We start from the raw sequence: 19403 nt of genomic DNA, 5'->3' as shown, positions 1-19403 counted from the left end.
TTTAGGAAGAGGGCCTTTGTACGTGAATCGGATCAGCCTATTTCACATATCCAGTTTGTATTGATTTTGAATGGGAATGATAGTAAAAAGAGGACGGATTGGAGGGGACTTCATGTTTGAGTCGGCACTTGAGTTAGGCATTGTCATCTTCTTATTGATTTACTCAGTCACGGTTTCGCTGATGTTGATGTCAGTCAAAAAGAAGAGCTGAACTTAACATATGAGCAAAGGCAGTAAAAAGCCACCTCGCGCGCGAGGTGGCTTTCGTCAGTTACCCGGCGCGATGGCTCCGGAGTTTTTCAATCTCTTCGAGGACGAATTGGACGTTCGTTCCGACGATGACTTGGATGTGGTTCGGGCTGACAACCTTGATACCAGGGATGCCTGCTTTCTTGATTTGGGCTTGGTCGACCGTATCCATGTCTTTCACATCGACACGAAGGCGCGTGACGCACGATTCGATGCCCGTGACGTTTTGATCGCCGCCGAGACCATCGTAAATCATCGCTGCCATGGCAGAGTACTGTCCGCCGGCTGCGACTGGAGCCGTGCGTGTTTCACCTTCAGGTGCTGTTTCCGTTGCGACCGCGTCAACCGCTTCGTCTGACTCACGACCTGGTGTGGCCAAGTTGAGTTTGACGATCATGAAGCGGAAGATGACGTAGTAGATGGCACCGAAGACGAGACCTTGAACGAGCAACATGTACGGTTGGTTCGCGAGCGGTAACCGTGAGCTGAGGACAAAGTCGACAAGACCGGCGCTGAAGCCGAATCCGGCCGTCCATTGGAACGTCGCCGCGATGAAGAGGGAAACCCCTGTCAAGACCGCGTGGACGAGGTAGAGAACTGGTGCGAGGAACATGAACGAGAATTCGAGCGGTTCCGTGACACCTGTGAAGAACGATGCGAACGCTGCGGCGAGAAGGAGCGAGGCCGCTTGTTTCTTCCGTTTTGTTTTCGCGGTATGGTACATAGCGAGGGCTGCTGCCGGAAGACCGAACATCATAATCGGGAAGAATCCGGCTTGATAACGACCCGTGATCCCTTTCACACCTTCACCTGACCAGAAGTTACCGATATCGTTAATGCCGGCCACATCGAACCAGAATACCGAGTTCAAGGCGTGGTGAAGACCAGTGGGGATTAACAGACGGTTGAAGAAGCCGTAAAGCCCTGCCCCGATTGCACCCATTTTAGAGATCGTTTCCCCAAATCCGACGAGTCCTGTGTACACGACCGGCCAGACGAAGTAGAGGGCGACCGAGACGAGAATCATCGAGAATGCCGTCATGATTGGCACGAGACGCTTCCCACTAAAGAAGGCGAGTGCATCTGGTAGCTTCACATGACTGAAGCGGTTGTACATTTGAGCGGCGACGATACCCGACAAGATACCGACGAACGCGTTGGCAATCTTACCGAACGCTGGGTTGACGGCTTCGACGTCGACACCTTGGAACAAGGCGACCGTTGCCGAAGACAAGAGTGTCGTGACCGTGAGGAAGGCGACAAGTCCGCTTAGAGCGGCTGAGCCGTCACGGTTTTTCGCCATCCCGAGGGCGACCCCGACTGCGAAGAGAATTGGAATGTTATCGATGATCGCTGAACCGGCTTTGATCAAGAATGCGGCGGCGATGTTTTCAGAACCCCAGCCGACCGGGTCGATCCAGTAACCGATCCCCATGAGAATGGCAGCTGCAGGAAGTACGGCAACCGGCAACATGAGGGAACGTCCGAGACGTTGTAAAAAGTTCATCATTGTGAATATCCTCCTTTTTGATGGTGTTGATCTTGCAGGCGTTGAATGTGGAGCGTGATATAACCAAGCTCTGATTCGGGCAAGACGATGCCATATAAGTCTTCCATTTCGTTGGCGACGTCAGACGCACATGCATAGGCCGACGAGAACTTCGTTTGAATCATCAGAAGCATATCTTCGTCGATCGTATGGTGATCGTAATGGTTGACCCGATCCATGACGAATCGTAAATGAGTTAATAAGCGTTGATAGGATAAGTCATCTTCTTCTATAGATAGATCGAGTCGTCTCGAAATCGATTGAATCATGTCACGTACGATTGTCGTCTGTTTGACCGTCTTGCGTAAATCACCTCCCTTCACTTTTAGTGTATGGATGTGGAGCGCGATGAAAGCCGCCTCATCTTTCGGCATCTTGACGCCGAGTTTATCCTCGATGAGGTGAAGCGCCCATAATCCGATTTCGTACTCGTTGCGATATAAAATCTTAATCTCGTTCAACAGTTTGTTCCGAAGCGATATCCCTTCCTGCTCGCGTTCGATGGCGAACGAGATGTGATCGGTGAGGACGATATGGATGTGTTCGTTGAACGTCGTCTCGAGCCGCTTTTCCGCATACGTTATGATTTCTTCGGAAATCGTGAAGTGCTCGATTGGAATCCGCGTCAGCAATTGTTGAAACTTATCGTTCTCCGACATGACGAACAGTTTTTCAACTTTATGCGGATTGACGATATCGTTGCGTGCCTTCTTGAATGCGACACCCGGTCCGATGGCGATTTTTTCTTCACCCTCGTCTGAGACGATGACCGCATTGTTGTTGAGAATCTTTTTGATTTTTAACATGTGTCCTCCTATCGAGGAGTCATTGTTCCGCTTGAGCGACGACAGTCTTCCCAGGAAGCGATGGGCCACCTGTATGGAACGAGTAAGCTTGTTCCAACGCGCCTCCGTTCGTGATGACCATCGGGGTGACCGTGTCTTTTCCGGCTTGCCGGATTTGTTCCAAGTCGGCCGTCAACAGTGGCTGTCCGATCGTGACCGTGTCACCGACTTTGACGTGAACGTCGAACGGGCTTCCCGCAAGCTCGACCGTGTCCAGTCCGACATGAATCAAAATTTCAGCTCCGTCTCCCGAACGGAGTCCGATGGCATGCTTCGTCGGTGCGACTTGGACGATGGTCCCATCAGCCGGAGCGACGACGGTTCCGTTCGTCGGCATGATGGCAATCCCGTCGCCCATCATCTTCTCGCTGAAGACAGGGTCGGTCACTTCCTCAAGTGGAATGATGTCTCCTTCCATGGGTGCATAAAGTGTCAGTGTATGTCTCTTCATCCACTTATTCAATAACATCTTCGAATCATCCTTTCGCTTGAAAAATGATTGTGAAAAAACAAAACAGGCATGGAGTATAGACGGGTGGCGTGAGCCTTTCGTCTTACCCCATGCCTGATCGAATCAGTCACATGTGATCATTATTCGTTTCGTCACCCTCAAGATAGCACGCCGATGTATAGATATCAAGACCTAATTTGAAAGCGTTCTCTAGAAATTTTACTTCTTCGAAAATCTGTTGTATAGTAAGGTCGAAACTAAATGAGAAAGGTGTTGCATGTTAATGAGTGAGGTTGTATCTGCCTAACGAACTGAAAAATGTTGGATGACGCGTCTTTTTGTCATGCCTTCATGTTCTGTTACAGATACCGCCCTTCATAAACTGCCAGACATCGGTCTGTCTTTTTGCGTTGGTCGTCATCGGCCGACGCTTTTTGTTTGCGCGGTATCTCCATCACAAAATAAGGAGACCCCATCATGAATGAACAAACATTAGACAAACTACAATACAACGACTTGATTCAACACGTCGAACGCTACTGCATCAGCGGATTCGGACGAAACTTGTTACGAAATCAGCGTCCGACGAGCCATTTGCAAACGGTGAAAAAACGGCTTCAAGAGACATCGGAAGCACGCGCGATTCTCGACGCGACGTCACACGTCCCCTTTATCGGGGTGTCTGCTATGGAACCGCTCATCGGTAAAATCAGCCGGGGCATCCAGCTCGAGGCAAGCGAACTCGAAGCCGTCGCCGAATTTTTCCGCGGGGCCCGTAAACTGAAGCGGTTCATGGCCGAGCAGGCGTTCTTTGCCCCGCTCTTGTCCCTTTACGCGGATGAGATGAGCGAGTGGCGCAGCATCGAGGAAGACATCGTCCAATCGATTCGCGGGGGACGGGTCGTCGACGAGGCGTCCAAAGAATTGAAACGCGTTCGCAAACAAATCGACATTCTCGAAGGACGGATCGAGGAGCGGTTGAGCAAGTTCTTGAAGAGCGCCGCAAACCGGGAAGCGATTCAAGACGGCTTCGTGACGAAGAAACAAGACCGCTTCACGGTCCCAATCAAAGCGTCGTATAAACACAAAATCGCCGGGACGATCGTCGATACGTCGAGCCGCGGCACGACCGTGTTCATCGAACCGGAAGCGGTGGCAAAGCTGAACGCGGAACTCGTCGTCAAACGGACGGAGGAAGCGGTCGAAATCTATCAAGTGCTCGCCACGCTCACCGGTATGGTGGCGGAAGCGTTACCGACCATCGAGGCGACGCTCGACGTCATCGCCCAATACGACATGGTGTTCGCAAAAGGAAAGTATAGCCAAGCCATCGACGGCATCGCCCCGCGTGTGAACGGCGTCGGAAACATCCGTTTGAAACAAGTCCGCCATCCACTTCTCGAACGGGCTGTTCCCCTCGACTTCTCGCTCGGGGACACGTACCGCGGTCTGATTATCACCGGACCGAACGCCGGCGGGAAGACGGTCGTCTTGAAGACGATCGGCCTGCTCAGTTTGATGACGATGAGCGGGCTTCATATCCCGGCGCATCCCGATACGGACATCTCGACGTTTGACGATGTGTTCGTGGACATCGGGGACAATCAGGATATGGGGTCGGCGCTCAGCACGTTCTCGGCCCATATGCATAATGTGGCGAGCATCATGCAGAAGGCCGGGAAGCGATCATTACTATTATTCGATGAGATCGGAAGCGGGACCGAGCCGAACGAGGGAGCGGCCCTCGCCATCGCGATTTTAGAAGAGGCATACAAGCGCGGCTGTCTCGTCGTCGCCTCGACCCATTACGGCGAAATCAAAGCGTACTCCGAGACGCATCCGGACTTCATGAATGCGGCCATGCAGTTCGACCCGGACACGCTCGAACCGAAATATCGGTTATTGATTGGGCAGTCCGGCGACAGCAACGCCCTGTTCATTGCCCGGAAAATGAAATTGCCCGAATCGATTTTGAAGCAGGCGGCCCGCTATATGCACGACAAGACGTATGACCAGTCGCTCCTTGATGCGACGCGCCTGACACAAGAAGTCGTCCGCCCTGTCGTCGAACCTGACCAAATGCTAGCGAAAGGTGACCGGGTCCGCCTGCTTGAGACGAATCAAGTTGGTCTTGTCTATGCGATGGATGAATCGTTGCGCCAAGTCACCGTGTATGTCGACGGTGTTTTCAGTGAGCACCCGCTCCGTCGAGTTCGACGCGAGGCGAAAGCGCTCGACTTGTATCCAGCTGGTTATGACCTGGAAACGTTATTCGTCGATTATCGGGACCGGAAAGAAGCCCACGACTTTGCCCGCGGTTCGAAGAAGGCGCTCCGTCGCGTCGAGAAAGAGATTCGGGCGCGACAACGGGCCGAACGAGGCGAATGAGTGTATCCGGCAGGACACTCGGGTAAGGAACAAGGACCGGGGTCATCACAGCAGTTCGGCTTACGGGTAACGTGTCGGAGGTGACTGGATGTTTTGGTTAAGTTTATTGTTCGCCATCGGATTTGCCTTGATTCACTACTTTTCAGGACAGTTGATTCACGTGCGCGAGACGCCGCGGAGCCGGTTTCTGTCACTCGCCGGCGGAGTCGCTGTCGCGTATGTGTTTCTTCATCTCTTGCCTGAACTGAACGAATATCAACAAGAACTCGAAGGACATCTCGAGAGCGGCCTGTTCGCTTCAATCGAGAATCACATCCTTGTCGTCAGCATGCTCGGTCTGGCAGTGTTTTATGGCTTGGAACGGTTGGCCACGCAAATGAAACGGCGTGGCAACGGCAGCGTTTTTTGGATTCACATGGCGTTGTTCATCGTCTACAACTTCAGCATCGGCTATGTGCTCGCGGAGAGCGAGTTCGATACGGCATGGGCAATGACACTCTACTTTGTCGCATTGGGGATTCATTTCATTACGGTCGACCAGGGGCTGAGGCATCACCATCAGGAGTCGTACGACAGGCGAGGGCGATTGTGGTTGTCGTTGGCCGTACTTGCCGGGTGGGGAGTCGGCGCTTTTTCAGCGCTCCATGAAGTGACGCTGTCGATGATTGTCGCGTTCTTGGCCGGGGGGATCATCTTGAACGTCATGAAAGAAGAGCTACCAGAAGAACGGGACAGCAGCTTTCGCGCGTTCGCTGTCGGGCTCGTCGGGTACGCTTTACTGTTATTGGCCATATGAAAAGGCAACCTCGCGGTTGCCTTTTTGCTTACAGTGAATTGGTACTCTGATTGTCTACGTTATTATCAGTCGCAGGTGTGTCCTCATCTTGGTTCGGTCCACCGAATTGACCATCGTGATGTGGGCCATGCCCACCTCCGTGACGTCCACCGCCAAAGCCACGCATGTCACCCAAGTCGTCGTAACTCGTGACGTCAGCAAAACGTTCTTCGTGGTCGGCGAGAATCGCGTCGGCCTCATCTTGCGTCAAGTCACCGGATTCGACGGCTGCCTCAAGTTTCGCTTCATGAGAAGTGATCATCGCCTCGATGAACTGTTCAATGGTGATCCCTGTTTCTTCCGCGAGTTCAGGAAGCGATTGTCCTTCTTCGCGCGCTGCTTCCACGTCGGCTTCGGTCAACCCGAGCGCCTCGAGCAAAGCGGCCTGACCGGCTGCCCGGTCACCGAACATGCCCCGCTCGCCTCGTTCCCCGCGTTCGCATTGGGTCGTCGTTTCCGTTCCGTCGGTCGTTGTCGTGTCGTTCGTGGCGGCATAGACGCCGGTTCCTGAGACGGCAAGTAGGCCGGCCAGGGCGATGGCTAATTTAGATGTCTTCATGTCAATCTCCTCCTTTACTACCTCAAGTGTAGGACGTGGGTGATCAAAAGTTGTGAGGGAATTGCAAGGTTTCTGCAAATTGTCTTTGGGAAATGATGGGTTCGTTTCGCGATGCGATATAATGGGAGTGGAGGCGATAGAGATGAACGTACTTGTGGTCGAAGATGAACCGAAATTAGCGGACGGGCTCGCCCGCTTTTTAACATACGCGGGTTTTCACGTCAGTGTGGCCGGTACACTCGCCGAAGCGAAGCGGCAGCTCGAGCAACCGTTCGATGCGGTCCTGCTCGATGTTCGTCTGCCGGACGGGGAAGGTTGGACGCTCATCCCGAAATTGAAGACGCTCAAGCCGCGACCGGCCATCATCTTGGCGACGGCACGAGGAGAGGCGGATGACCGTGTGTTCGGCCTCGAGCTCGGGGCCGACGATTATTTGGTCAAACCGATCGTGTTAAAAGAACTCGAAATTCGCCTGAAACGTCTCGTCAAACAGACGGACGAGATCTCGTTCGGCGACATGATGGTGGACGCACGATCCCGTACGGTGACCGATCACGGCCAAGCGATTCGGATGACCAATAAAGAATACGAGTTGCTCCTCTTCTTCTTGAAACATAGTGGAGAAGCGCTCGATCGCAACCGCCTACTTGACGAGGTGTGGGATTATACGTTCGCCGGGGACACGCGCACGGTCGACACGCACGTCAAACAGTTGCGTGACAAATTGCCGACGATGAAGCGGTACTTGAAGACGGTGCATCGCGTCGGTTATCGATTGGAGGAAGTCCGATGAGCCGGTTGATGAAGAAGTTGCTCTGGACCGCGATCCTCCCTCTCGTCGTCATGGCGGTGCTCACATTTGGTCTGACATCACTCTTGATTGGGCGTTTCGCGGAGACGGAGAGCTATGACCAACTCGAGCGTGAAGCGGACATCGTGTATGAGGCGCTTGTGGATGGACGCGGCATACCGAATCAACTCGATGTTCTCGTGTTTCAAGACGGGGAAGCGGTCAATCTTGATCGTGGGGGCAGGATGCGTCGACATATGTCGCCAGCCCTCGATCCAGACTCACTTTCTGAACGAGATGAGGTCAGTGTGAACGGGGCGCGGTTATTGACGTTCCTTCGGGAAGAGGGGGATGTGCAAATCGTGACGTACGCACCCGTCCCGCTGTCGAATCCGCAGTTTCGTCAAATCTACGTCATTCTCGGGAGCGGGTTCTTGCTCGCGCTCATCGTCGCCGTTGGTGTGACGTATTGGATGGGGCGGCGTTTGACGTCCCCGCTCGTCGAGTTGAAGCAGGCGACCGCAGCCGTCATGTTGGGCCGGCATGACATCACACTGCCGCCTGTCACCGACGACGAGATTGGCGATTTGACGGAAGCGGTCCGTCAGATGAACACATCACTCGAAGAGAAAGAACGGATGCAAAATACATTCATCTCAGGGGTTACGCACGATGTCCGGACCCCGCTTGCCATTGTCCGGAACGAGGCCGAAATGCTCGAGCTCGGTGTCGTCAAACAAGAAGATGTGGCGGCGACGGGTCGCAGTTTAACCGAGGAAGTCGATCGGATCGATCGGCTCGTCAGTCAGATGCTCGAATACTCCAAACTATCCGCGGGCAACGTGACACTTTCGCTCGAGTCCGTTCGTTTGGATGCATTGATCAAAGAGACTGTCTCGCGGATGGATGAATGGTTCCGTCATAAGGAAGTGACGGTCACACTTGAACTCGTCGAGGACGCGGTCGTCCAGGCGGACCGATTGGCGATGGAGCGTGTGCTGTCGAACTTTCTTCAGAACGCGTATCACGCCAGTCCACTAGGAGGTGTGATCACGATCAGGCTCTCCGAGCGACGGCTTGAAATCGAAGACGAAGGGCCGGGCATTGCCGAGACGATGCGCGCCAACATCTGGGATATGTATGTGAAAGGGGACCGTTCGAACGGTCACGGACTTGGTCTGGCCATCAACAAGCTGTTGCTCGAGGCTCAAGGACTCGTTTACGGAGTCGAATCGAGAGAGGGAGAGGGGGCGTTGTTTTGGATCGAATGGGACTAAATTTATTTTTGCGGGGTGTCCGCTTAGAGCGAGATCGGATTGAAAAGCCAGGGTACCCGTTCTCGCTACCGATTTTTGATGGATTTGATGAATTGACGCTGACGAAGCCGGTCACGTTCTTGGTTGGTGAGAATGGGAGTGGAAAATCGACGTTGGTCGAAGGGATGGCCATCGCCGCCGGATTCAATCCGGAAGGTGGGGCGACGACGTTCCGTTTTGAGACCGAGGCAACGCATAGCTCTTTGTTCGAGGCGCTCCGTCCGATTCGGGGCGCGTACCGGCCGAAAGACGGATTTTTCCTCCGGGCCGAGACGGCATATCAACTGTCGAGCTATGTGGATGAGATCGCGCGAACGTCGCCCGACCCGGAACGGTTTTATGCGTCCTACGGCGGTCGATCGCTCCATGAGCAGTCGCACGGGGAGGCGTTCTTGTCGCTCATGCTCCATCGATTCCGAGACGGCGGACTGTATATTTTAGATGAGCCCGAGGCCGCCTTGTCGCCGATGCGGCAATTGACGATGCTCGCACGCATGCATGAACTCGTGCAATCGGGCAGTCAATTCATCATCGCGACCCATTCACCAATCCTCATGTCGTATCCGGACGCCGACATCCTCCAAGTCGAGACGGGACTTCGGCCGACGACGTTCGACGAACTCGAGCACGTCCGTGTCATGCGTGACTTTCTAGCGGCACCGGAACGGATGCAACGCATCCTGTTCGAGGATTAGACGGTGAAATAAGAAAAGAGCGGACGCGGCCGCTCTTTTCTTATGACTTCGTGACTTTGCGCAAGACGATGATAGCGAGACTGACACCACCGGCAATCAACATATACGTGAGAATCTCCGTCCAGGCTGCCATCAGACGTCTTCCTCTGCAAAGACGGCCAAGTCCCCTTGAGGCATGGCGACGAGTAAGAAGTGTTCGCCTCCGAGCGGACGGGCGTCTCCGGCCTGCCAACTTTCATACTGTTCGTGATAGCCGTTCACGAACAGGACGGCTCCAGATTCAAATGTCAGTTCAAGATGGGGATTGTCTTCAGATAACAGGATGGAACGGACGCGTTCACGTCGGAGTTCGACGAGGTGATGGAGTTGTTCATCTTCGTTGAACGACGGCCCCGATGAATGGACGTACCAAGGTCCTTCAATCGAGAGCCACGACTCGTTGCCGTCTCGGTTGAAGTAGAGTAGATGATGATTGGGGCCGGAACCGAAGTCGATTCCGACGAAGGAAGACGCGTTAAACAAATGCTGTAAAATCCGTGTTGCTTCAAGATGTTCGGTACGGGTCACGCTTCCACCTCGCTTAAATGGGTTAGTTAATTCCATCATTCCACGTTACATCGCTAAAGTAAATGAAAGGATTATGTGAAATCACTCATATGAGAAGAAACAAGCGAGTTCGACAACTTATGGAAAATACTTCAAGTAAGTTAAAAGTTTGGTCAGTGATTGGACAAATCCGGTTCCGCGTTCGATGATTCGACTTATAATCAAAAGTATAGATGACTCGATGAAACGAGGGGTAACCATGGTTTATGGTCTATTGATTGGCGGCATCATCCTAATCACCATCGTCCTCAACGTCCTTCGGTTGATGACGACCCCCGCCTTGAATCGCTGGCTGCTCGCCGGGACGAGCAGCCTTGTCGTGATTTGGCACGGGGTGTTGTTCGATTTTTATGATTTACATTGGTCGGTGCTGTTATTGATTATGACAGGGCTCGTCTGTTTTCACTGGAAAGGCATGACTGTTGCAATCATGGTCAGCTGGCTTTTAGTATACAGTCAATCCGGGACATTATCCCTTCCGCTGTTGCTCAGTTATGTCTTTTTTGGCCTAGGAGCCGCGCTGCTCTTTGGTTACATCAACCAGTTGAAGCGAGAGCGATCAGACCGGTTGCGGATGCTGACGGCGAGTTCCCGTCAATTGAACGTGTTCCGGGAAGTCAGTTTTACGATGCAAGACACGCTCGACCCGGACCGATTGCTGCAAACGATTTTGACATCGGTGACGGCGGGGCACGGACTCGGCTTTAACCGATCGATCATCTTTTTCGCTGATTTGGAAAAAGATAGCATTTACGGAGTCATGGGCACGGGGCCGATGAATCCGGAAGACGGGTTTCATATTTGGGAAGAAATCACCCGACAACATTATGATCTCCAAGGACTGATTGATGAGAAAGAGACGGACTCGTCACACGATGAGCAGTTGAATGAACGGATTCGGAAAATGACGATCCCGTTTCATGGAGACCACCTGTTCAAACAGACGCTCGACTCGGGACGGCCGCTCCACGTGTATGCGAGCATCACCGACGATCCGGTGCTGCGCATGTTACATACCGACTTACAGATGGACGAGTGCACAATTTTCCCGCTCCATCATCAAGGAATTCCATACGGACTTCTCGTCATCGACAATGTCGTCAATAAAAAACCAATCACCCCTCAAAAGATTGACAGTGTCCGACCGATTGCGGAACAAGCCTCGCTTGCGCTCCATCAGACGATGTTGTACCAGCGCATCGAGACGTTGGCGCTTCGTGACGGGTTGACGCGTCTCAAAAACCATCGTTCGTTCGAACAAGATTTGGATGTCTTGTTCCGGGAGTGCGAAACGGACGAGCTGTCACTGATTGTGATGGATATTGACCATTTCAAGCATTTCAACGACACAAACGGTCACTTGGCTGGAAACGAGTTACTCACGCGGCTCGCGAGTGTCATTCGACGAAGCGTGCCGGATGAACAGATGGCGTATCGGTTCGGTGGCGAAGAGTTTGTCGTTCTCTTGCCGCAGTTCGACGAAGTCGAGGCGTCCCACGTCGCGGAGACGATTCGTGCGGCCGTGCTCGGCACCAACTTCATGTACGGGGAGCGACAACCAGGTGGTCAGTTAACGCTGAGCTTCGGTGTCGCTTCGAAGCACACGCTTCACGAACAGTCACGCGAACAGTTGATTGAGTGCGCCGATCAAGCGTTGTATGCGGCCAAATCACGAGGGAAAAACCAAGTCTGCCGCTGGGAAGGGGTACCGCTATGACTGAATTCAGTGTCATGATCATGACCGTCGCCTTTATCGCGACCATCTTGTTTACGAGCCGTCCAAGTTATCGGTTTGTGACGGGTAGTGTGGCCAACCGACACGCAGAGGCACTGGGCATCTCGTTGAAAGACGTCTCATTCTCGTTCGACCAAATGGTGTATTTCATCGCCTTGCCGACAACGATTCCCGAAGTGCGGGATGCGATGAAAGAAGAGCTGGCCGTCGAACCGTATTATGAGTCGTATTTCTTTCCCGATGTGAACGGGGTCCAAGTTTCCGTGAAGTCGGAGGATGCGGTAGTCCCCATCGCGTATTTACCAATCGATGATTTTAGTCTCCCTGTGTTAGATCGACATTTGGAAACAGGGACGATTGATGAGCGGGTCAACCGAACGATTCGGGCGCACATGATCGTTCATGAGCGTACGCTCGAAGCGATTCGAGACGAGGTGTATCATCACCTCCATGAAGACCGCCTGACCCAATAAAAGAGGCTGGGACATAACTAGCCGGTTTTAGAGCTTTTCAATAAAAAGAGGGGTCCGGTCACCGATTTTCGGTGGCCGGACCCCTTCTTTGCACTTCCCCCGATGCCATTGGCGATGAACTTCCGTAGGTTCACCGCCATGAGGGCGAAGCCGAGCTCGCGTTTCACGCGCTGTTTTCCTCTGACGGAGAAGCGGGTGAAACCCAAATTGGCCTTCAGATATCCAAAAACTGGTTCCACGTCCGTCTTGCGGCGGGCGTAGAGGGCACCGGTTTTCTCATCCGAAAGCAGCGTTCTCGTCATATGCTTTTGTTCTTCCCAGGCCCCGTTCACGCTGACCTGGCGGTGTCTCCCCGGTTCGGCCTTCGTGCACAGCTCCCGGAACGGGCAGCCGTCGCAGCTCTCGCACTCGTACACACGGAAGTCGCGGGTGAAGCCGTTCCGGTCGGTCCTGTGGGACTCATGGCTGAACGGGAGCCGTCTCCCGTCCGGGCACGTGAACGTGTCGGTCTCGTCATCGTACGCCCAGTTCGCGATGTTGAACGGGTCCTCGCGCCATTTCTTCTTCTGTTCCTTCCGGTACATCGTATGCGGGATCAAGGGCAGGCGCCCCCGGCGCTCGAGTATGTCCGTGTAGTTCTGCTGGCTCCCGTATCCCGCGTCGGCGACGATGTGGGCGGGCAGGTCGAAGAACGTTTCGATTTCATCGAGGAACGGGATCAACGTCTTCATGTCGGTCGGGTTCGGATAGACGTCATAGGCGAGCGTGTACTGACCTTCGGTTGCGATCTGGACGTTGTAGCCCGGCTTGAGTTGGCCGTTCTTCATGTGATCCTCTTTCATCCGCATGAACGTCGCGTCCCTGTCGGTCTTCGAGTAACTGTTCCGTGTACCGAAGGTGGCCATGTGCCCCTCGTATCGGCGTTTCCGGGTGGCGAAGTCGGCGGCCTGTTTGTGGAGACGACGGGGCACCTTCCGTTCCGCACGCAATCGTTTCCGTTCGGCGACGTCGGTGGTCGAGGCGATCTCCTCGTCGATGGCCTCGATCTTTTCTTCAAGTCGCGCGGCGACCTGTTCGAGTTCTTGGACCGAGAGCGCGTCCGGGCTCTCCCGTTCGATCTCGGGGATGACCTGGTCGGCCATCAGTTCGTCGTACAGTTGGTTCGACTTCTCGACGAGCGCGGCGCTGTATCGCTCGACCGCCCTCCGCCAGACGAACGTATAACGGTTGGCGTTCGCCTCGATCTTCGTGCCGTCGATGAAGATCGCCTCCTCGTCGATCTCGCCGGTCTCGACGAGATGGCATCTGAAGGCGACGAACGCGGCCTTCAGGATCGGGGCGACAGCCGGGTGAACACGGAAGCGGTTGATCGTCCGATAACTCGGCTCGTGGCCCTGGGCGAGCCACATCATCCGAAGACTGTCCTTGAGTAGGCCTTCGATCTTTCGGCCCGAGAATGCGGACTGCGTGTAGGCGCAGAGGACGATCTTCATCATCATGCGCGGATGATAGGCCGGGCAGCCCGTCGTTCGCCAGAACGGCTCGAAGGCCTCGTCGGGGATCTGTTCGACAAGGTCGTGGACAGCGAAGGCGATATCGTTTTCCTGGAGACGGACTTCTAAATCTAGGGGCAAAACCAATTGGTTCATGGTATACTCTTTGTACATAGGGGCACCTCCAAAGTTATGGTTTGGTCACTTTAACTTTATCAGAGGTCGCCCCTATCTGTTTAGTCCGAAATGCGTGCACGAACCCATAAAAATGACAAGAGGCCACCTGGAGCGAACAAGTCGCTCCAGGTGGCCTCTTTGTTATAAATCTACTGAGTTATGTCCCAGCCTCTTTTTTACTTGGCTAACATGTGAAACCGTGCGGCACCGATCAAGTTGGCCTCGTTGAAGTGGGCACACGTCTCGACGTCGATGCGGAATGTTCCGAACGCGTCGCAAAGCGCATCCAAGTGTCGCTTGATGCCGTCCCGAACTTCCGGGCGACGACTGATGCCGCCACCGATTAAAATACGCTCCGGGTCGAGCCCGAATTGGAGGTTGTAGATGCCAATCGCGTTCCAGCGATAGAAGCGCTCCAGTTCCGCCTGGATGATTGGGTCGCTTTGAAGTGCGAACACATCTTCTCCGGTAAGGGGACGTCCGAGTTGCTCACTGCATCGATGGACAAGAGCGGCCGTGGCACCGATTTTACTCCATGTCCCATCTGGATGGGGAAGAGACGGGTCGAGAATCCAATATCCGAACTCACCGCCATGGAAGTGGGATCCGATCATCACCTGATCATGGTCGACGAATGCTCCGCCAACGCCCGTCCCGATGACGACCGTCGCATAGCTCGTCACCGACGCCGCGGCACCGGTCCATCCTTCTGCGAGCGCTGCCGCGTTGGCATCGTTCAAGACAGTGACAGGCAAGTCGTACCGCTCTTTGAACGCCTGTAAGAAAGGACGATCATGAATGTAGGGAAGTGCACTGATTCCATGAATCACTCCGGTCGTCGAATCGACGGCGCCGGGCGCACTGAAGCCGATACCGTCGAAGCGGGCTTCGGCGGTCGTTTCGTTAAAGATCACATCGACTTGTTCGAGCAAGCCGTCCCACGTCGCAGGGGTTGGGACGTGTTTGTTTGACAGTAGGGTGCCATCGGATCGGACGACTCCGTATTTGATACTAGTTCCACCGATATCGATGGCTAAATAATGTTGTATGCTGTTCTACTCCTTTATGTGGGGGATGACAAGGGATATTATGACACATTTTTTTTGCGTGTTATGATAAACATAGTAAAAAACATATTCGTAAATCGGGAGGTTCTCTCTCATGAACGTTCACATTGAACAAGCCGGGTATGAACGCGGTGAGGCGGTCATCGAGGCCATCCGGTTCGAGGTCCGCCCGGGCGAAATCGTCGGGATGATTGGATCGAACGGGGCCGGGAAGAGTACGACGCTCGCCTGTCTCACCGGAACGATCCCGTGGATGCGTGGAACGGTGCAAATTGACCGCTACGCCTATATCCCCGAGCAACCGGTGTACTATGACTATTTGACGCTCGAGGAACATATCGCTCTCGTGTTGGAATTGACGGACGTTGATAATCGTGAGCGGACGGAAGAACTGATCCGGTTGTTTCGGTTCGAGACGGTCCGCCACGACTATATCTCCTCGTTCTCAAAAGGGATGAAGCAAAAAGCGATGATTCTCTTGGCGCTCATCCAAGAAGCGAAGTTTCTCCTTGTCGACGAACCGTTCGTCGGACTCGATGCGACGACGACGATCCAGCTGCTTCGTTTACTTGAAGCGGAACGTCGTCAAGGCACCGGGGTGCTTCTCGTCACCCACGTTCTCGATACGGCAGAGCGGTTATGCGACCGCTTCGTCTGGATTGATGACGGATGCATGCTCGCGGGCGGGACAAAAGAAGAGTTGCGTCTCAGCCTGCAAACCGAAGGCGAGTCGCTGTTCGATATGATGGAAGATGTGGTCATGCGATGAATGAACATCAGCTGTTCGTTAGACGTGTCCGCACCCATGTGACCAAGCAGTGGAAGACGTAGCGGCTCATCTTGGATTGGACAGTCGTTCTATACGGCGTCATTCCGTTCGCCATCTTTCTCGGGTATCAATACCGATTGCTTTGGCAAGGCGAAATCGAGTGGGTGAGTCAGGTGCCGATGTTCGTTTGGGCGCTTGGAATTGGAATCGTCCTCCTTAGAAATCCGTTTTTCGTCTGGGTCGAACGGGCGGACGTGACGCTGGTGGCCAAACGTTCTTTGATTGATAAATTGAAGCTCGATTCGTTGCTCTATCAAGCCTTCAAACTCGGTGCAATGTTCCTCTTTGTTTTGTCGGCGTTCATGCCCGTGCTTTGGCTTGACGGTTGGTCCGTTGCCTCTATATTCGCATTCGGGATCAGCCTCCTATTTTTGACCGGGATTCATACGTGGATCCGTTATCAGTTGACGGTCCGGCGCAGCCATTGGATGTTACGAGTTACGGCCACGTGTGTGACGTTCGTTTGTATGTATGCGCTCCTCATCGACTCACCTTTATGGTCGGCCGTACTCGGCAGTGGTCTTGTTGCATTTGCGATGTATGTCGGAGAAGGGTGGCTGTCACGCCACCCATATCTTAGCCAAGAACTCGAACGTAGTGAGGCGTTGCGTACCGCCTTTGACCGGGCATTATTATCGACGTCGGGCGCCATCGAGAAGCCGAGCCGGCGCAAGCGTCCGCTCTATCGACCGAGACCGAATCGGTTTGGGACCGCCCGGCGCACGACGGCCATCTTACTTTATATACGGACGCCGCGTCATCGGAACTTATGGCTGCGTCTCATCCCGCTTGTCGTCACGGGGATGCTCCTCGTACCGAGTTGGTTCAAGTTGCTCATTCCGCTCTATGTCGGCTATGTGATGTGGCAAGAACGACAGGCGTTCAAACAAGAGATGGAGCGGCATCCGTTTTTCCGTGCCATCCAAGAAAGGACACATTCATGACTGAACAAGACTATGAACGATTGCTCCAAATCGAGACGGCGAAACCGCAACAAGGGTTCCCGGCCTCGGCCGAATACCACCGCTATGAACCGACTCCTTATGAGGCGCTCGACTTGTTGCGTGACGCCTATCCGCTCGCGGCCACGGACACGGTCGTCGACTTCGGCTCGGGGAAAGGGCGCCTCCCGTTTTATCTCGCCTATACGTTCCGAGTTCGGGCCATTGGCATCGAAATGGATGGCGGCTTCCACGAAGCGGCACTTGAGAATTGGATGAACTACGCCAAGAAACACCGGACGCGCGGCAGTGTCCAGCTCGTCCGCGGCTACGCCGAACAGTTTGAGGTGCCGGCTGAGGCGAACCGCTTTTATTTCTTCAACCCGTTCTCGGTGAACGTGTTCCGGCAGGTCGTTGCGAACATCATCGAGTCGGTCGAGCGCGCACAGCGTCCGGTCGACCTCATCCTCTATTATCCGGCCGATGAGTACTTACATTTTTTGAATGACGAGACGCCTTTCCGCTACGTACAGGACGTTCGCTTGCCGTTAAAGAATCTCCATGAGCGCTTTCTTATTTATCGTTTTGATATGATGGAGTCATCTTGGTAAATGGGGAGTGGATCATCGTGAAGAAAGAAGATATTTTAGATGCGTATCGTTGGCGTCAAGCGACGAAAGAGTTCGACGCGGACCGCAAAATTGATGAGGAAGATTTCGAATTCATCTTGGAGACAGGCCGCCTGTCACCAAGTTCGTTCGGTTTTGAGCCTTGGCAGTTCGTCGTCGTTCGTCGCGAAGACTTGCTCCGGAAGATCAAAGACCACGCGTGGGGTGCCCAAGGACAGGCGTTAACGGCGAGCCATTTCGTGTTGATCTTGGCGCGGACGCCTGAAGCGATGCGCTACGACTCGGACTACATCCGTCACATCGTCACGGACGTCCAAGGACGGACCGAGGACGAGTACGCCCTTCGGGTGAAACGGGTCCGTGAGTTCCAAGAACAAGATTATCGACTGTTGGACGACGAGCGTGTGTTCCAAGAATGGATCAAACGCCAGACGTATATCCCGCTCGGCAACATGATGACGGCCGCCGCACAGATCGGCGTCGACTCATGTCCGATCGAAGGGTTCAATCAAGCGGAGATTGACGAATTATTGATTTCGGAAGGCGTCATGGAACGAGGTGCCTGGTCGCTCTCAGTCATGGTCGCGTTCGGACATCGGGCCCGTGATTTCGCGCCGAAGACACGTCGCGATTTCAACGAGGTCGTCAAATACATCGGATAAAAAAAGCTCAAGCGCCGAGGCGCTTGAGCTTTTGCTTATTTCCAGTCGGTGATGCGATCGATTGGGAAGCGGACCGATTGGTAACCGTCTTCCGCGGCTTTTCCGATTGAGAGGAGCATGACCGGAAGGTAGCGCTCTTTCTCGAGGCCGAACGCTTCCGCGATGTTCGCTTTGTCATAACCACCGATCGGATTTGTGTCGTAGCCGTGGGCACGGGCGACGAGCATGAGTTGCATCGCGACGAGACCCGAGTCGAGCAAGATGCTGTCTTTGACAGACTCTTTCGGTGCGTCTTTGAAGATGCCTTTGATCATGTCAACTTGACGGTCGCGGACTTCTGGTGGCATGAGGCCACGCTCGACGGCCGTATCAAAGATCTCCTGTGTGTAATCGGCCATCTGGTAGTCGGCAAAGATGGCGATAACGGCTGATGACGTCTCGACTTGGCGTTTGTTGAAGCTTGCGAGCGGAAGGAGTGTGTCTTTACCTTCTGCGCTATCGATGACGACGAAGCGCCACGGTTGCAGGTTGAGTGATGACGGTGCCGTCGTTGCTTCCTCCAGGATTTGTGTCATCTCTTCTTTTGAGATTTTGACGTTCTCATCATAGACGCGAATCGAGCGGCGTCCTTTGAGGATTTCCATAAAGTCTTTCTGTGTTGTCGTGTTCATATAAGGGTCTTCCTTTCATGTTGAATGTTGGTTTGTAACGTATTTAAAAGTTCGAGTAACTGTCGTTGCTCCTCTACCTTCATGTTTACAAAAAGACGGTCCGATAAGCACTTCTTTTGCTCGGTCCAATGTGCAATCCGCTCCCGACCGACATCGGTCAAATCGACAAAGATGACCCGATTGTCTTGGAGGCAGCGTTCGCGCGTGATCAAGCCCTGTGTCTCGAGCTGTTTCAAATGACGCGTGATGGCGGCATGATCGACGCCGACCCGTTGTTGCAGTTCACGCTGACGCAAAGGGCCGACGTGATGCAAGTTGCTCAAAATATCGAAGCGGGTCGAGCTGAGCCCGTCCATTTCCGTATCGAACAGTTGAGCCAGTTCTTTTTGTACGGTGATGACGTGGTAGAGAATCTCATCGCTGAGCGAACAGGCGTCGCGCAT

At 53.8% G+C, this 19403-nt stretch carries 20 protein-coding genes; 11 read left to right on the top strand and 9 right to left on the bottom strand.

What is annotated here, in order from left to right; genetic code table 11:
* Nucleotides 1–271: 271 nt before the first annotated feature.
* From nagE to FED52_RS12995, 3 genes are read right to left on the bottom strand one after another with little or no spacing between them, the layout of a single operon-like run.
* The gene (nagE, locus tag FED52_RS13005; protein WP_138860140.1) at nucleotides 272–1759 is read right to left on the bottom strand and encodes an N-acetylglucosamine-specific PTS transporter subunit IIBC; all 1488 of its coding nucleotides are present in this window, start codon (nucleotides 1757–1759) and stop codon (nucleotides 272–274) included.
* Nucleotides 1756–2604 carry a PRD domain-containing protein gene (locus FED52_RS13000; RefSeq protein ID WP_138860139.1) on the bottom strand — a complete coding sequence of 283 codons (849 nt, stop codon included), beginning with the start codon at nucleotides 2602–2604 and terminating at the stop codon, nucleotides 1756–1758. The genes nagE and FED52_RS13000 overlap by 4 nt, the downstream gene beginning before the upstream one ends.
* Before the next feature lie 19 nt (nucleotides 2605–2623).
* Nucleotides 2624–3112, bottom strand: a complete 489-nt coding sequence (locus tag FED52_RS12995; protein ID WP_167491860.1) for a PTS sugar transporter subunit IIA — start codon at nucleotides 3110–3112, stop codon at nucleotides 2624–2626.
* 459 nt (nucleotides 3113–3571) lie between these two features.
* On the opposite strand from FED52_RS12995, the gene FED52_RS12990 reads away from it, so the two are divergent.
* Together FED52_RS12990 and FED52_RS12985 are read left to right on the top strand one after the other, a co-directional pair.
* On the top strand, nucleotides 3572–5482 hold the full coding sequence (locus FED52_RS12990) for an endonuclease MutS2 (RefSeq protein ID WP_138860138.1): 1911 nt from the start codon (nucleotides 3572–3574) through the stop codon (nucleotides 5480–5482).
* Nucleotides 5483–5570: 88 nt separating this feature from the next.
* A complete protein-coding gene (locus FED52_RS12985; RefSeq protein WP_138860137.1) occupies nucleotides 5571–6278 on the top strand; it encodes a hypothetical protein in 708 nt (235 codons plus the stop codon).
* A gap of 28 nt (nucleotides 6279–6306) precedes the next feature.
* On the opposite strand, the gene FED52_RS12980 is transcribed toward FED52_RS12985, so the two are convergent.
* Entirely contained in the window at nucleotides 6307–6876 is a 570-nt protein-coding gene (locus tag FED52_RS12980; RefSeq protein ID WP_138860136.1) for a hypothetical protein, read from the bottom strand.
* Nucleotides 6877–7018: 142 nt separating this feature from the next.
* On the opposite strand from FED52_RS12980, the gene FED52_RS12975 reads away from it, so the two are divergent.
* The 3 genes from FED52_RS12975 to FED52_RS12965 are packed head-to-tail and all read left to right on the top strand — an operon-like array spanning nucleotide 7019 to nucleotide 9677.
* Nucleotides 7019–7669: a response regulator transcription factor gene (locus FED52_RS12975; RefSeq protein ID WP_138860135.1), complete on the top strand. Its 651-nt coding sequence runs from the start codon at nucleotides 7019–7021 to the stop codon at nucleotides 7667–7669.
* Nucleotides 7666–8943: a sensor histidine kinase gene (locus tag FED52_RS12970; RefSeq protein ID WP_138860134.1), complete on the top strand. Its 1278-nt coding sequence runs from the start codon at nucleotides 7666–7668 to the stop codon at nucleotides 8941–8943. Before FED52_RS12975 ends, FED52_RS12970 begins: the two co-directional genes overlap by 4 nt.
* Entirely contained in the window at nucleotides 8934–9677 is a 744-nt protein-coding gene (locus tag FED52_RS12965; RefSeq protein WP_138860351.1) for an AAA family ATPase, read from the top strand. The genes FED52_RS12970 and FED52_RS12965 overlap by 10 nt, the downstream gene beginning before the upstream one ends.
* Before the next feature lie 132 nt (nucleotides 9678–9809).
* Here FED52_RS12965 and FED52_RS12960 read toward each other — a convergent pair whose 3' ends face one another.
* Nucleotides 9810–10244: a DUF6188 family protein gene (locus FED52_RS12960; RefSeq protein ID WP_138860133.1), complete on the bottom strand. Its 435-nt coding sequence runs from the start codon at nucleotides 10242–10244 to the stop codon at nucleotides 9810–9812.
* Nucleotides 10245–10482: 238 nt separating this feature from the next.
* Between FED52_RS12960 and FED52_RS12955 the strand changes: the two genes are divergently transcribed.
* Together FED52_RS12955 and FED52_RS12950 are read left to right on the top strand one after the other, a co-directional pair.
* On the top strand, nucleotides 10483–12000 hold the full coding sequence (locus FED52_RS12955; protein ID WP_167491858.1) for a sensor domain-containing diguanylate cyclase: 1518 nt from the start codon (nucleotides 10483–10485) through the stop codon (nucleotides 11998–12000).
* Nucleotides 11997–12491, top strand: coding sequence for a hypothetical protein (locus FED52_RS12950; protein WP_138860131.1), 495 nt, complete (start codon nucleotides 11997–11999; stop codon nucleotides 12489–12491). The genes FED52_RS12955 and FED52_RS12950 overlap by 4 nt, the downstream gene beginning before the upstream one ends.
* Before the next feature lie 17 nt (nucleotides 12492–12508).
* Here FED52_RS12950 and FED52_RS12945 read toward each other — a convergent pair whose 3' ends face one another.
* Nucleotides 12509–14158 carry an IS1182 family transposase gene (locus FED52_RS12945; protein ID WP_138859239.1) on the bottom strand — a complete coding sequence of 550 codons (1650 nt, stop codon included), beginning with the start codon at nucleotides 14156–14158 and terminating at the stop codon, nucleotides 12509–12511.
* Between the two features lie 179 nt (nucleotides 14159–14337).
* Nucleotides 14338–15192, bottom strand: a complete 855-nt coding sequence (locus tag FED52_RS12940) for an ROK family protein (RefSeq protein WP_276610420.1) — start codon at nucleotides 15190–15192, stop codon at nucleotides 14338–14340.
* A gap of 130 nt (nucleotides 15193–15322) precedes the next feature.
* On the opposite strand from FED52_RS12940, the gene FED52_RS12935 reads away from it, so the two are divergent.
* From FED52_RS12935 to FED52_RS12920, 4 genes are all read left to right on the top strand, one after another.
* Complete coding sequence (locus tag FED52_RS12935; protein WP_138860129.1) at nucleotides 15323–15997, top strand: ABC transporter ATP-binding protein; 675 nt, start codon at nucleotides 15323–15325, stop codon at nucleotides 15995–15997.
* A gap of 71 nt (nucleotides 15998–16068) precedes the next feature.
* Nucleotides 16069–17001, top strand: coding sequence for an ABC transporter permease (locus FED52_RS12930; protein ID WP_167491856.1), 933 nt, complete (start codon nucleotides 16069–16071; stop codon nucleotides 16999–17001).
* Nucleotides 16998–17609 carry a class I SAM-dependent methyltransferase gene (locus tag FED52_RS12925; protein WP_029596332.1) on the top strand — a complete coding sequence of 204 codons (612 nt, stop codon included), beginning with the start codon at nucleotides 16998–17000 and terminating at the stop codon, nucleotides 17607–17609. The genes FED52_RS12930 and FED52_RS12925 overlap by 4 nt, the downstream gene beginning before the upstream one ends.
* A gap of 17 nt (nucleotides 17610–17626) precedes the next feature.
* A complete protein-coding gene (locus FED52_RS12920; RefSeq protein ID WP_138860127.1) occupies nucleotides 17627–18289 on the top strand; it encodes an NAD(P)H-dependent oxidoreductase in 663 nt (220 codons plus the stop codon).
* A gap of 35 nt (nucleotides 18290–18324) precedes the next feature.
* On the opposite strand, the gene FED52_RS12915 is transcribed toward FED52_RS12920, so the two are convergent.
* On the bottom strand, nucleotides 18325–18960 hold the full coding sequence (locus FED52_RS12915) for a nitroreductase family protein (RefSeq protein ID WP_034780571.1): 636 nt from the start codon (nucleotides 18958–18960) through the stop codon (nucleotides 18325–18327).
* Entirely contained in the window at nucleotides 18957–19403 is a 447-nt protein-coding gene (locus FED52_RS12910; RefSeq protein ID WP_029596329.1) for a MarR family winged helix-turn-helix transcriptional regulator, read from the bottom strand. The genes FED52_RS12915 and FED52_RS12910 overlap by 4 nt, the downstream gene beginning before the upstream one ends.

Source organism: Exiguobacterium mexicanum (assembly GCF_005960665.1).
In the GTDB taxonomy this organism is placed as follows: domain Bacteria; phylum Bacillota; class Bacilli; order Exiguobacteriales; family Exiguobacteriaceae; genus Exiguobacterium; species Exiguobacterium mexicanum_A.
The sequence above is the reverse complement of the archived record's forward strand: the minus strand, read 5'-3'. Positions and strand labels throughout refer to the sequence as shown.